This is a genomic window from Escherichia sp. 93.1518 (genome assembly GCF_013368915.2).
Taxonomy (GTDB): Bacteria; Pseudomonadota; Gammaproteobacteria; order Enterobacterales; family Enterobacteriaceae; genus Escherichia; species Escherichia ruysiae.
This window is the reverse complement of sequence record NZ_JABWMT020000027.1, coordinates 34561-47224: the sequence shown is the minus strand read 5'-3', so window position 1 is coordinate 47224 and position 12664 is coordinate 34561. Positions and strand designations below refer to the sequence as shown.

At 50.0% G+C, this 12664-nt stretch carries 15 protein-coding genes and 2 pseudogenes; 5 read left to right on the top strand and 12 right to left on the bottom strand.

Going from position 1 to position 12664, the window contains the following annotated elements:
• Window positions 1-90: 90 nt before the first annotated feature.
• The 5 genes and pseudogenes from HEN21_RS23620 to HEN21_RS17705 form a co-directional block, all read left to right on the top strand.
• Window positions 91-342, top strand: a pseudogene (locus tag HEN21_RS23620) (S24 family peptidase); the annotation flags it as partial.
• 344 nt (window positions 343-686) lie between these two features.
• Entirely contained in the window at window positions 687-1853 is a 1167-nt protein-coding gene (dacD, locus tag HEN21_RS17720; RefSeq protein WP_010348818.1) for a serine-type D-Ala-D-Ala carboxypeptidase DacD, read from the top strand.
• A 119-nt stretch (window positions 1854-1972) separates the two neighbouring features.
• Entirely contained in the window at window positions 1973-2446 is a 474-nt protein-coding gene (gene sbmC, locus HEN21_RS17715; protein ID WP_001105400.1) for a DNA gyrase inhibitor SbmC, read from the top strand.
• 209 nt (window positions 2447-2655) lie between these two features.
• Window positions 2656-3714, top strand: coding sequence for an FUSC family protein (locus tag HEN21_RS17710; RefSeq protein WP_001200874.1), 1059 nt, complete (start codon window positions 2656-2658; stop codon window positions 3712-3714).
• Between the two features lie 171 nt (window positions 3715-3885).
• Window positions 3886-4215: a DUF496 family protein gene (locus tag HEN21_RS17705; protein WP_000450409.1), complete on the top strand. Its 330-nt coding sequence runs from the start codon at window positions 3886-3888 to the stop codon at window positions 4213-4215.
• 101 nt (window positions 4216-4316) lie between these two features.
• Here HEN21_RS17705 and HEN21_RS17700 read toward each other — a convergent pair whose 3' ends face one another.
• The 12 genes and pseudogenes from HEN21_RS17700 to pduJ all read right to left on the bottom strand — a co-directional run bounded on the left by HEN21_RS17700 (window position 4317) and on the right by pduJ (window position 12658).
• Complete coding sequence (locus HEN21_RS17700; protein WP_001189425.1) at window positions 4317-4760, bottom strand: EutP/PduV family microcompartment system protein; 444 nt, start codon at window positions 4758-4760, stop codon at window positions 4317-4319.
• Between the two features lie 4 nt (window positions 4761-4764).
• On the bottom strand, window positions 4765-5115 hold the full coding sequence (gene pduU, locus HEN21_RS17695; protein WP_000209216.1) for a propanediol utilization microcompartment protein PduU: 351 nt from the start codon (window positions 5113-5115) through the stop codon (window positions 4765-4767).
• Window positions 5115-5669, bottom strand: coding sequence for a propanediol utilization microcompartment protein PduT (gene pduT / locus HEN21_RS17690; protein ID WP_105285089.1), 555 nt, complete (start codon window positions 5667-5669; stop codon window positions 5115-5117). The genes pduU and pduT overlap by 1 nt, the downstream gene beginning before the upstream one ends.
• A 2-nt stretch (window positions 5670-5671) precedes the next feature.
• Window positions 5672-7015 (bottom strand): 4Fe-4S dicluster domain-containing protein, encoded by a 1344-nt coding sequence (locus tag HEN21_RS17685; protein WP_176252490.1) that lies wholly within the window; start codon window positions 7013-7015, stop codon window positions 5672-5674.
• Window positions 7012-8124: a 1-propanol dehydrogenase PduQ gene (locus HEN21_RS17680; RefSeq protein WP_176252491.1), complete on the bottom strand. Its 1113-nt coding sequence runs from the start codon at window positions 8122-8124 to the stop codon at window positions 7012-7014. Before HEN21_RS17680 ends, HEN21_RS17685 begins: the two co-directional genes overlap by 4 nt.
• A 10-nt stretch (window positions 8125-8134) precedes the next feature.
• Window positions 8135-9519 (bottom strand): annotated as a pseudogene (pduP, locus tag HEN21_RS17675) (CoA-acylating propionaldehyde dehydrogenase PduP).
• On the bottom strand, window positions 9516-10523 hold the full coding sequence (gene pduO, locus HEN21_RS17670; protein WP_176252492.1) for a two-domain cob(I)yrinic acid a,c-diamide adenosyltransferase PduO: 1008 nt from the start codon (window positions 10521-10523) through the stop codon (window positions 9516-9518). Before pduO ends, pduP begins: the two are co-directional and overlap by 4 nt.
• Window positions 10524-10534: 11 nt before the next feature.
• Window positions 10535-10810 carry a propanediol utilization microcompartment protein PduN gene (gene pduN / locus HEN21_RS17665; RefSeq protein ID WP_000549827.1) on the bottom strand — a complete coding sequence of 92 codons (276 nt, stop codon included), beginning with the start codon at window positions 10808-10810 and terminating at the stop codon, window positions 10535-10537.
• A gap of 3 nt (window positions 10811-10813) precedes the next feature.
• Complete coding sequence (pduM, locus tag HEN21_RS17660; RefSeq protein WP_001017044.1) at window positions 10814-11305, bottom strand: microcompartment protein PduM; 492 nt, start codon at window positions 11303-11305, stop codon at window positions 10814-10816.
• Window positions 11302-11934 carry a phosphate propanoyltransferase gene (locus HEN21_RS17655; protein ID WP_000361049.1) on the bottom strand — a complete coding sequence of 211 codons (633 nt, stop codon included), beginning with the start codon at window positions 11932-11934 and terminating at the stop codon, window positions 11302-11304. The genes pduM and HEN21_RS17655 overlap by 4 nt, the downstream gene beginning before the upstream one ends.
• Window positions 11935-11936: 2 nt before the next feature.
• Entirely contained in the window at window positions 11937-12359 is a 423-nt protein-coding gene (locus HEN21_RS17650; RefSeq protein ID WP_085460831.1) for a BMC domain-containing protein, read from the bottom strand.
• A 23-nt stretch (window positions 12360-12382) separates the two neighbouring features.
• Window positions 12383-12658: a propanediol utilization microcompartment protein PduJ gene (gene pduJ / locus HEN21_RS17645; RefSeq protein ID WP_176252493.1), complete on the bottom strand. Its 276-nt coding sequence runs from the start codon at window positions 12656-12658 to the stop codon at window positions 12383-12385.
• Window positions 12659-12664: the final 6 nt, after the last annotated feature.

The window sequence follows — 12664 nt, the reverse complement described above, 5'->3', positions numbered from 1 at the left end:
TTGCAAGGCTTTGTGCTATCTGAGATATAGCAATGTTGGTTGCTACACCTTTTCATCAATCCAGCCAGACCACCACTGCATCATTTCTCTGCGCTTAACGTAGCGGATGCCTCACTATCACACGGTGATGGTTCATTACTGCTTTGTAGAATGGATAGAGAACTGAGGATAAAAAGATATCCCAAAACCCCAAAATCTCATCTTTAGGATTTGCAGAAAGGGAGGCGTGAACAGATACCTGCGCATGAAGACGGAACTAGTCCAGATGTGATATTTGTGGTGATCACATACATCATCAACGATGCTCGTTATGGTGAGTTTGATGACTACCCGCTGAAGTGAAAATTGTGTTGTGTACCAAATTGCGTACCAAACTAAAATCACAAATCATGAAACCCTTGTTCATGGCGGTTCTCAGGGGTGTTGCGCGTAATCGTGAAACAAAAAGGTAGATTGTTGCTTACCGTCATTCATCATTAGGTTAAATCCGTTATTTCTGCTGTGTGTCAGAGTATCAAATATCACCGTGCTAATCAGCTTTAGAGCGACAATTTGGCAGAGAGTGGCAACTGATAATGTCAGATTAAAAATGAGATAACTGTCACATTTTCTTGCACTTTATTCCAGCCAGTTCATCAGGATTTCCGTAAAAAGAACTGCTATTTGAAACTCCTGAGGATTTGCTGTTGAAACGCCGTCTTATTATTGCTGCTTCTTTGTTCGTTTTTAATTTATCGTCTGGTTTTGCGGCGGAAAATATTCCCTTTTCACCCCAGCCTCCAGAGATTCATGCAGGGTCATGGGTCTTGATGGATTACACAACCGGTCAGATCCTCACGGCGGGTAATGAGCATCAACAACGCAATCCTGCCAGCCTGACTAAGCTGATGACTGGCTATGTTGTTGATCGTGCAATCGATAGCCATCGCATTACGCCAGACGATATTGTCACTGTAGGACGCGATGCGTGGGCGAAAGATAATCCGGTATTTGTCGGGTCTTCACTGATGTTTTTGAAAGAGGGCGATCGCGTATCGGTACGTGATTTAAGCCGTGGTTTAATTGTGGACTCCGGAAATGACGCTTGTGTTGCACTGGCTGATTATATTGCCGGTGGGCAACGGCAGTTTGTCGATATGATGAACAATTATGCTGAGAAGTTGCATCTTCAGGATACGCATTTTGAAACAGTGCATGGTCTGGATGCACCCGGTCAGCACAGTTCGGCCTATGATTTAGCCGTGCTTTCTCGCGCTATCATCCACGGCGAGCCTGAGTTTTATCATATGTACAGCGAAAAAAGCCTCACCTGGAACGGTATCACCCAGCAAAACCGTAACGGATTATTGTGGGATAAAACCATGAATGTTGACGGCCTGAAAACCGGACATACTTCCGGTGCCGGGTTTAATCTCATTGCTTCGGCGGTGGATGGTCAGCGTCGTCTCATTGCGGTGGTGATGGGGGCTGACAGCGCAAAAGGCCGCGAAGAAGAAGCAAGGAAGCTGCTGCGTTGGGGGCAACAGAACTTTACTACGGTGCAAATTTTGCACCGGGGGAAAAAGGTTGGCACAGAACGAATCTGGTATGGCGATAAAGAAAACATCGCTCTGGGAACGGAACAAGAGTTCTGGATGGTGCTGCCAAAAGCGGAGATTCCTAATATCAAAGCAAAATATACCCTTGATGGTAAAGAACTGACCGCGCCAATTAGCGCCCATAAGCGGGTAGGGGAAATTGAACTTTATGACCGCGATAAACAGGTGGCGCACTGGCCGTTGGTCACCCTGGAATCTGTCGGGAAAGGCGGTGTGTTTTCCCGGCTGAGTGATTATTTCGAGCATAAAGCCTGACCTTTCTTACGCCGCAGACTGGCAGGAGTGCGAGTCTGCTCGCATAATCAACACTCATTCCTTGTGGTTTTTATATTACAAAGCATACTGTATATAAAACCAGTATAAGTGGAGGCGTCATGAACTACGAGATTAAGCAGGAAGATAAACGTACCGTTGCAGGTTTCCATCTCGTTGGCCCGTGGGAACAAACGGTAAAGCAAGGTTTTGAGCAGTTGATGATGTGGGTTGATAACAAAAATATTGTTCCGAAGGAGTGGGTGGCGGTCTATTACGATAATCCAGATGAAACACCTGCCGAAAAGTTACGTTGTGACACCGTAGTTTCGGTGGCAGATAATTTCACACTTCCCGAAAACAGTGAGGGCGTCATCCTGACAGAAATTTCGGGTGGTCAGTATGCGGTGGCGGTAGCTCGCGTAGTGGGTGATGATTTTGCGAAACCCTGGTATCAGTTCTTTAACAGCCTCTTGCAGGACAGTGCTTACGAAATGTTACCAAAGCCCTGCTTTGAGGTTTATCTGAACAATGGCGCGCAAGATGGTTATTGGGATATCGAAATGTATGTCGCGGTGCAGCCAAAACGGCGCTGATAAATGACGTCGGGTCAGAGGTTAACCTGATTGCCACGCTGTTTTTCGTTATGTAAAAGAGTAAGATCCGCCTTCAGTTTTCTGACAACCAAACCGGGAACGTCCGCTATTCCCGGTTTGCCGGACAGAGTTGTTACATAGCGTTATTGCACCAGGTTTGTCAGATTGCACATTATGATCGTTTTTTCCCTCTTACACGGAGTGCCCGCGTGCGTGCCGATAAGTCCTTAAGCCCGTTCGAAATTCGAGTCTACCGTCATTACCGCATTGTTCATGGTACTCGGGTTGCGCTGGCGTTCTTGCTCACCTTTCTCATCATTCGCCTGTTTACTATCCCGGAAAGCACCTGGCCGTTGGTCACTATGGTAGTGATCATGGGACCAATTTCGTTCTGGGGTAACGTCGTCCCTCGTGCGTTTGAACGTATTGGCGGTACGGTGTTTGGCTCAATTTTAGGTCTTATTGCTCTGCGACTGGAGTTAATCTCTTTACCGCTGATGTTAGTCTGGTGCGCGGCTGCCATGTTTCTTTGTGGCTGGCTGGCACTCGGCAAGAAACCGTATCAAGGCTTATTGATTGGTGTGACGCTGGCAATTGTTGTTGGTTCCCCAACAGGTGAAATTGATACGGCATTATGGCGAAGTGGCGATGTGATCCTCGGCTCTTTACTGGCAATGCTGTTTACCGGTATCTGGCCGCAACGGGCGTTCATCCACTGGCGCATTCAACTGGCGAAAAGTCTGACCGAGTATAATCGGGTCTATCAATCTGCATTCTCACCGAACTTACTTGAACGCCCACGTCTGGAAAGCCATCTGCAAAAACTCCTGACCGATGCCGTGAAAATGCGTGGGCTGATTGCGCCTGCCAGCAAAGAAACCCGTATTCCAAAATCGATATATGAAGGTATCCAGACTATTAACCGTAATCTGGTTTGTATGCTGGAGCTGCAAATCAATGCTTACTGGGCCACGCGCCCCAGCCATTTCGTGTTATTGAACGCGCAAAAACTGCGTGATACACAGCACATGATGCAGCAAATAGTGCTGAGCCTTGTTCATGCGCTGTACGAAGGTAATCCTCAGCCGGTTTTTGCCAATACGGAAAAATTGAACGATGCTGTGGAAGAGTTGCGCCAGTTGCTCGATAACCACCATGAGCTGAAGGTCGTGGAAACACCGATTTATGGCTATGTGTGGCTGAACATGGAAACGGCACATCAACTTGAGTTGCTATCGAATCTGATTTGCCGGGCCTTGCGCAAATAATTCCTGAACTTCAGAATCATCTTGCAGCTGCTTCGATTCAGCAAGGATAAAGGGTATGATAGTGAAAAGGGATAAAAGCATTGTCATCTGCGGCAGCTATGAGTAATGTTGGCCCTAACGAATAGCGGTTGCTTAAACGAATCCGACTCTCACATTATCAGGGGTATAAAAATGGAAACTACCAAGCCTTCATTCCAGGACGTACTGGAATTTGTTCGTCTGTTCCGCCGTAAGAACAAACTGCAACGTGAAATCCAGGACGTTGAGAAAAAGATCCGTGACAACCAGAAGCGTGTCCTGCTGCTGGACAACCTGAGCGATTACATTAAGCCTGGTATGAGCGTAGAAGCAATCCAGGGCATCATCGCCAGCATGAAAGGTGACTATGAAGATCGCGTTGACGATTACATCATCAAAAATGCAGAGCTTTCCAAAGAACGCCGCGATATCTCTAAAAAGCTGAAAGCTATGGGTGAAATGAAAAACGGCGAAGCAAAGTAATTTCTGCTTTATTTGATGAGGGTTGCCCGGCAACCCTCATTATTCATTGACTCTTTTCTGTGTATCAAAAGTCATCATTCCCATCTGATAACATATCGAAATTAGCGACAGCCTTCTTTTGTATGCAGCAAGGCAAAAAGTTCTGCAACTCCGATGTTATTAATCGCACTGGTCACTAACACGTTGCGCGCTCCAGCTTCCCGTAACCAACATTTCACCAAAGATAGTTGTGCCACGCTGGCTAAATCCGCTTTGGTTACTATCCCAATGACCGGGCGATTCATTGACATGGTAAAACCTGGCGAAAAAGGTGACCACGGTGCGTCCGCATTTAGCACCAGCGCGATAATGTCCGCTTCGCAGGCGCTGACCAGCAGTGCGCTGTAAAGGCTGCGGTTTTCGAGGTATTCGCCTGGTGTGTCAATAGTGGCCGGTGACCAGACGATTGCCTGCGTTTTCTGATACTGAAGATCTTCTCCGCGCAGACATTGCGTGAGTGACGTTTTTCCGCACTGACTGGGACCAATAAGCATCATACGTTGCATAACGTCAGGTCCGTGTAATGGGGCAGGCGGTAAAGTGCATCATTTCACCCAGCGTGCGGGTAACCTGATTAAGTGCATATTCGATAGCTGAAACATCGCCAGTCAGTACTACGGCACCAGTGAAACGATCAAGAAAACCAATTTCTACTGCTCCTGACTTTGTAGCGATATCGCACGCGATAATAGACGCTTCGCTGGGGGTAATCGTCAGTATGCCAATGGCGGAAACGGTATCTGGTAAACCTAATTTCTTAAACAGATCCTTCCCTGGATTAGCAATGACATGAGCCAGCGTGACCTGCTTACCAGGGACATATTCCTGAATCATCCGTTCAGTTGTGTGCAGAGTTGTCATTATCCCTCCACCATCTGACGCCACATGGCTTCATGCGGACGGGCAATCACCGAGCGATAGACCAGCAACCCTTTTTCACCTGCGCGCTCGCTGGCGACAGAGACCGCGTTATTAACATCTGAAATATCGCCAGCAACCACCATGTAGCATTTCCCCCCAATGCCAAAAGCCATATGCACGCGAACGAGAGTGACATTCGCAGCTTTAACAGCACAATCGGCAGCATCAATGCAGGCTGCCACACTCCAGGTTTCGACCACACCGACAGCCTGACGCTGTTCAACATGGTTCAGTCCGCTGATTGCGGGAAGGATACTGGGGTGAATATTAGGGAGGATCAGACTGTCGACCAGCATTTCACCTGCAAGGGAAGCGCCGCTGTTGATAGCCTGTTGCACCGCACCGACATCGCCACCAAGCATCAGCAGAAATTTCCCAGGGCATAGCGTTTTGCTGACCAGTAACTCAACATTGGCGCTTTTCAGCATGGCATCGCCGGTTTCCATCCCTTTCGCGATACTGCTAAGTTCTAAAATACCTACCGCTTTCGACATGGTTAACCTCTCACAACCGTAATAGCGTTTTCTGTCACATCACTGATCGTGCCATCAATACTGGCATGAATAGGGGCACCTAATGTGCTGTGTGGAATTTGGCCTACACATTGCCCACGAACGACGCGATCGCCTTTTTGTACACATGCAATTGCGCTGGCACCGATATGCTGGCGTAACAATAGTGTCACTTTTTCGGGCTGAGGCACTTGTTCAGACAATGGCGCATCCTGATACCACGGGGTTAATCCCAGTCTGGTTACCAGCCGTTTTACTGGGATCAGCCGATAATTTGCCATGACATCCTCAGGATTTAAGGCGCCTTCGTAGCGGAGATTTTTGGCGCGTAATTCCTGCTTAAGCAGGCGGTTTATGCGCATCGGCGAAATACCTACCGGACAGGCGACGCTGGCACAGACGTTGCATTCCGAACAGGTGAGAGCTGTCAGTAACAGTTGCGGCGTAGCGAGCTGTTGATAGTTAACCGCACGTACTAACAAATGTGGCGACAGTTCGTGACCAATTAAATGACGTGGGCAGAGATCGGTACATAAGCGGCATTGCTCACAAACGGTTTTCGCGACGGCAAGTACGCTACGGTCATCCTGCATTCGACGTTGGATGAGTGAATGAGAATTGGGTAAAACCAGCAAGCCGCCAGTGGTTTTGCTGACTGGCGTGTCGAGCGATGTGATCAAACTACCCATCATCGGACCGCCATTGATAAAACCAGGATTATCCACTGTTGCGCCGCCTGCCAGCGCCAGTACTTCGCGTAAAGACATCCCGATGGGAACGGTCACTGTTATTGGTTTAGCCACTGCACCATTAACAGTAAGCGTGCGTCGCGTCACCGGATACTGTTGTTCAACGGCTCTGGCAATATTCAGTACGGTTTGCACATTATTGACCACCACACCGACGCTAACGGGTAACGCAGCGGGAGGAACGCGGCGACCTGTTGCCATCCAGATGGTCAGCACTTCGTCTCCTGCGGGGTAAACGTCGGGCAAAATATGCAGCCGGATATCCGTCGGAAGCAATGATGTGAGTGCGTTTATTGCCGGTTGATACTTCTCTTTCAGCGCGATAATTCCGCTACTGGCTCCGGTGGCTTTCATCGCATAGTGAACACCGCGAAGCAGGCGGCTGGCTTGCTGTGCCATTAACTGTTGATCTACTTTTAACATTGGTTCACATTCCGCCGCATTCACCAGGAAAGTGTCAACCCGCGCCTGCAGCTTAATATGTGTTGGAAAGCCTGCGCCACCAGCACCCACGACGCCTGCTGCCTGTACTCGCTCGCGGATCGTCTGTTCGTCAATGGACATTAACTCGCCGTTCATAACAACTCCTCAAGCAGTTCTGCTATAACGATGGCATCAGCCGCTCGTGGATTGGTACGCAGTGTGGCATCCGCTAGCGTAGCCCGAACCATATCTGGAATACGTGATGACCATTCTGCTTTTTTTTCTTTCAGTGCATTGGCGAGAGTCGGCATTGAACAGGCTTTTTTTATCTGTTCAATATGTTGAATGAGTGCATTCAGGCTTGCGGTGTCATTGGCATCGTCAGGGCATAAATGGCACGTTTTCGCCAGCCGGGCATAGCGTTTGGCTGCACGCGGATCGCCAGCATTAAAACGAATAACCGTCGTGAGCAGGAGCGCATTCGCCAGGCCGTGTGGCAGATGAAACTGCCCGCCGAGTTGATGGGCAATTGCATGATTTAACCCAAGCCCAGCCTGACTAAAGGCCATTCCTGCAAGAGTAGATGCATTATGCATTTTGCCGCGAGTGGCAAGACAATCGCCTTTATTCACTGCTGTGGGCAGGTAGTGAAAAACAATTTGCACGGCTTTTTCGGCCAGTGCATCCGTGAAGTCACTGGCACGGGGAGAAACATAAGCTTCAAGGGCATGGGTTAAAACATCCATTCCGGTATTGGCAGTTATCGCGGCTGGCACACTGACGACCAGTGAGGGATCGAGAACCGCTATATCCGGATAAAGCGCATTATCGAAAAGAGGATATTTAATCCCTTTATCGGGATCGCTGATGACACAGGCGCTGGTCACTTCCGAACCGGTGCCGCTGGTGGTGGGAATAGCAACGCAGGTTTCAATCTCAATAGCACACTGGCGACTAAACCAGACAATCGCTTTTGCGGCGTCCAGTGCAGAGCCGCCGCCAAAACCGATAACTACATCCGGGCGTAAAGTCTGCATTTGTGCAATGCCTTTTACCACGGTCTGGATCGTTGGATCGGGCGTTATTTCGCTAAAAATACTGATGCGGTTGCTATCAGGCAGCGACTGACGCAACGTGTCAATCAATGGCGAACCTGCAAGGAAGGCGTCGCAAATAATCCAGATGTGCTTATTGGTGAAACGGCTAAGGACTTTGAGACTTCCCAAACCACTGTATAAACGTGTCTGCAATGAAAAAGTATTCATTTCCGTTTCTCTAGCGAATGGAAAAGCCACTGGTTAACACGCAGCGTCGTGAGCGGGCAAAAGTCCGTGCTGACGTTGTCCCTTCTCCGGTCGGTGTAGCAATGGTGAAGGTCGTAAAGCCTTCGCCGCCAACGCCAATACCAGCCCAGGAGGGACCGTTTTTGACAAAGATTGAGGTTTGCATAACGCGCGCAGCAAGGTTGAGTCGTGAGACGTTCTGCGAGTGCATAATTGCCGTGTGGTGCAAACCGTCTTCGACTTTCAGCGCCAGGGTGAGCGCGCTGTCAAAATCGCTGACTTTCACAATGGGTAGCATCGGCATCAGTTGTTCACAGGTAACCCAGTTATCATCGGCGTCAACAACGGCAATCAGTAATCGTGGCGTTTTCTGCGGTAGAGGAATTCCAGCCGCTTCCAGAAGATGGCATGGACTTTTGCCGACCAGTTTTTTATTGGCGACACCATCTGGCAGACAAACGGCGCGCAATTTTTCAGTTTGCTCATGGTTAAGAAGAAGGGCGCCAAAACTTTGCATCTGTTGAATTAAATACTCTGCCACTGACGCCACGACAATCAGGCTTTTTTCAGCGATACACGGCAGGTTGTAATCGAAAGAAGCGCCGTTGATGATGTCTTCGGCAGCTTTCACAATATCCGCCGTTTCATCGACAATACACGGCGGGTTACCCGCACCGGCACCAATCACTTTCTTGCCACTTTTCATCCCATTGCGACGATACCCGGACCGCCGGTAATCGCCAGAACGCTGATTTTAGGGTGCGCCATCATCTGTTCGGTGGCTGTAAAGGTCGGTTCAGATACGGTAACGATCAGGTTATGAATGCCACTACAGCGAAACGCGATGTCTTCGATTATGGCAATGAGTTTCAGCGATACGTTTTTGGCTCCCGGATGAGGACTGAAGTAGACGCTATTGCCTGCTGCCAACATGCTGATGCTGTTATTAATGACGGTTTCCGTGGGATTGGTACTCGGCGTGACCGAGCCAATAACACCAAATGGAGAGTATTCAAATAAAACCATGCCTCCATCACCGGTTAGTGCAGTGGTGGTTAAATCTTCAATTCCTGGCGTGTTACCAAGTGCCGCTTTGTTTTTCAGATACTTATCTTCTTTATTTCCCATTCCCGTTTCGCTGGCGCTTTCTTCTGCCAGTTCGGTAAGGCGGGGCGTTAATTCTTCGCGAATGGCGCTGATAATGGCGCTGCGGGTTTTAAGCGGACACTGTTGAAAGCGCAAAAAGGCCAGGTGTGCCGCGCAGACGGCCTCATCGACAGTCTGGAAAATCCCATTTCTTTGCATTTGCGACGCACTGGGCATCAGTTGTTCGCGCAGGATATTGCGGATAATCGCTTCTAATTCAGTGGGATTCATAGGTTTGCTCCTGCGTTAATTGCTGCCATTGCGGTTTGGGCAATATCCATGTCTTGTTCAACGCTACCACCGCTGATGCCAAGCCCCCCGAGCAATATTCCGTCACGCCAGAGGGGAAAACCGCCACCAAAAGTGACGACTTTGCCTTGCATATGGCTTTCGAGTCCGTAAAGCGGCGCTCCGGGTTGTACGGCGTCAGCAAGTTTGTGTGTTGCCGTTTTCATCGCCACGGCGGTCCAGGCTTTTTTCGGTGCCAGTTCACTGCTGACCAGCAGGGCATCGGGCATCCGCCAGGTAACACTTTCTGTCCCGTTGGCATCAACAATGCTGATGACAACGGGAATATGTAGTTCATCCGCGCGTATTGCCGCGCTACGAATGAGCTGGTGAAGATCCTGAAAAGTGAGCGACATCGTGCGTTCCTTTAATGCTGGAGTGTGGTTGGCTTCGTGATAACGTTTTGTGATTTCCTGAATCATCAGGTTTTGATGAGCAACGTTGTCTTCCACGCGGGCGAGGGCATACAGGCAATCGGAAAGTCGGTTGATATAGTGCAACAAAACATTCCGGACGGTGGTTTCCGTTGTCAGTTCAACCAGACGTCTTTCAGCCCGCCGGGCTACCGTGCGGGCGACATGCATACGGCTCGCGGCTTCACAACGACCAGGCAGAATGAAGCTGTGAACTGGAGGGACAGCGTTCATTGCGCTGTCGATCGCTTTTTCCAGCGCGGCAATTTCTTCTGTTCCGATGTAACGCTGCTGCGCTGACGGCTGTTCGCTTTCACTGGCGAGTTCGGCGCTAAACCAAAATATTTGTTGCTGAATGGCTTCCAGGAAGATGCGATGGCTTTCGATGGAGGTGGCGCAATAACACAGACTGAGCGTCGCGTTCAGTTCATCCAGCGTGCCATAGGCTTCGACACGTCGATGAGTTTTACTGACACGCTGTCCGGTAAATAGAGATGTACTTCCTGAATCACCTGTTCGGGTATAAATCGCCATCGTTAAAGTCCTTAGCGTGAAAGCGTATCGACAATGCCGACCACTGCCAGATCAATGGCTTCGTTGGGGCCGGAAAAAACATGTCTGGCGCTGGAGCCGCTGCTGAGGAGTACCAGTTCACCAACGCCTGCGCCGACTGAATCAACGGCAACTTCGTCGCCGGTTAACGGTGTGAGAGGCAATTCGCCGTCGGCACTGACCCGGCGAACCAACAGCAGTTTTTTCCCGATCAGAGAAGGTGATTTTTGCGTGGATACCACCGCGCCGGTGACTCGAGCCAGATGCATGGGTTACTCCTGCCTGATTAACTGAATGTTTCGGGTAATTGCCGCTTCACGCGCAAGTGCGGTCACACAACATTTCCGCTGTAGTACCAGTATCCCCGCGCATAACGGTGCTACGTCGGCATAACTTAAAAGTCGACCACGATGAAGGTGGATTGGTTGTCCTTGTTCGTCGCACCAGCTTAGCGGTAGACGGGCGAGAGTCTTCAATTCAATGGCGTTCAGTAAATGACGCTGCAACGATAATTGAAGGTGCATTCCCCATGCTAACGCCTCGTGAAGGTGGGTTACTGCTCCGCCTGACGTATCGTTCTCTGCAAGCTGTCGCAACAACGGCAGATCGACGTATCGAATTTGTAACGATGCATACTGATGAACTATCTTGTGAACGCTGGCTTCTCGCAGTTGCGAAACGGTCAGCGTGAGTGTTTTTTCCGCACGTTGTTTCAGGCGAAAAATCACTTCGTCAACAATGCGTTGCATCAGCACATGATTCATGGCAGCGCCACCAGCATGGCAAAAACGTCAGGATTATCAGCGCCTGCAGCGTTGGCTTCGTCGGTATCAATATGCATTTCAAGACGCATATCCGGTGAGACGCGAACAGCCACGTTATCGAATATCAGTCGTCGCTCATCACCTTCAATGGCGACCGCCACTTTATCGCCATGCGTAACGCCATAAATCAGGGCATCAAGCGGAGACATATGGATATGCCGTTGCGCGACAATTACGCCAGAAGCGATTTCCAGTTCGGCAAACGGGCTTATCAGTCGAATCCCCGGTGTGCCGCTGAGATCGCCTGACATGCGTAGCGGAGCGGTGATCCCCAATGTTCTGGCATCTGTCCGGGAAATTTCCACCTGGCTTGCGTTGCGTAGCGGTCCCAACAAGCGAACGTTGTGCAATTTGCCTTTTGGTCCCACCAGCGTAACAACTTGTTCAGCAGCGAATTGACCTGGTTGCAATAACGGTTTTTTCTCGCTGATCGGTTGTTCAGGAAAAAGGCGCACATAATCCGCAGTCGAAAGGTGAATATGACGACTGGAGACGCCCAGAGGGATAGGGCGCTCGCGCATCTCATCCAGAACCTGGCTCACTGTTTCTTGCAAGGTTTGTTTGTCCATTGTTACTCCTCTCGCTTATCGGAGTGGAGGCAAAGTGAACGTGGCTCACCTTTTTGCCGTTGACACGCCGGGTCAAGACACAAATTACAACTGATACTCTCTGAGGTGACTGTGGCTGCTGGTGTTTCGCTTGCTTCAACCCTTACATTCAATGCTTCTGTTGTGCGGGACAGTATTCCCTCTCCTGGACGGGCAATCACTTTGTGCGCGACAAAGCCATTTCGCTGCCCGGCGAAGCTGGCACCCGTCTCGATCGCTGCATTAACCGAGGCGACGTCACCGGTGATTTTAATGAGCGTCCAGCCTGAGCCATTGGTCTTCTCAAGACCAACCAGCGTGATGGACGCGGCTTTTGCCATAACATCCGCGCAACTGATGGCGAGTGCCAGACCACTGACTTCAAGTAATCCCAGTGATTGCTTCACGCTGTGCTCCTTAGCGAATTGGGTTATGCAGATTTTGGTAAAATGGCCTCAACATCGCTGTGCGGCCGTGGGATGACATGGCTGGATTTCACTTCGCCAACGGCGCTTGCGGCGGCGCTCCCCGCGTCAACGGCGGCTTTTACTGCGCCAACATCGCCGCGCACCATCACTGTGATCAGACCTGAACCAATCTTTTCATAGCCGACCAGTTGTACGTTGGCGGATTTAACCATGGCGTCTGCGGCTTCAATCGCGCCGACTAACCCTTTTGTTTCAACCAGTCCCAGTGCGTTATTCATACGGTG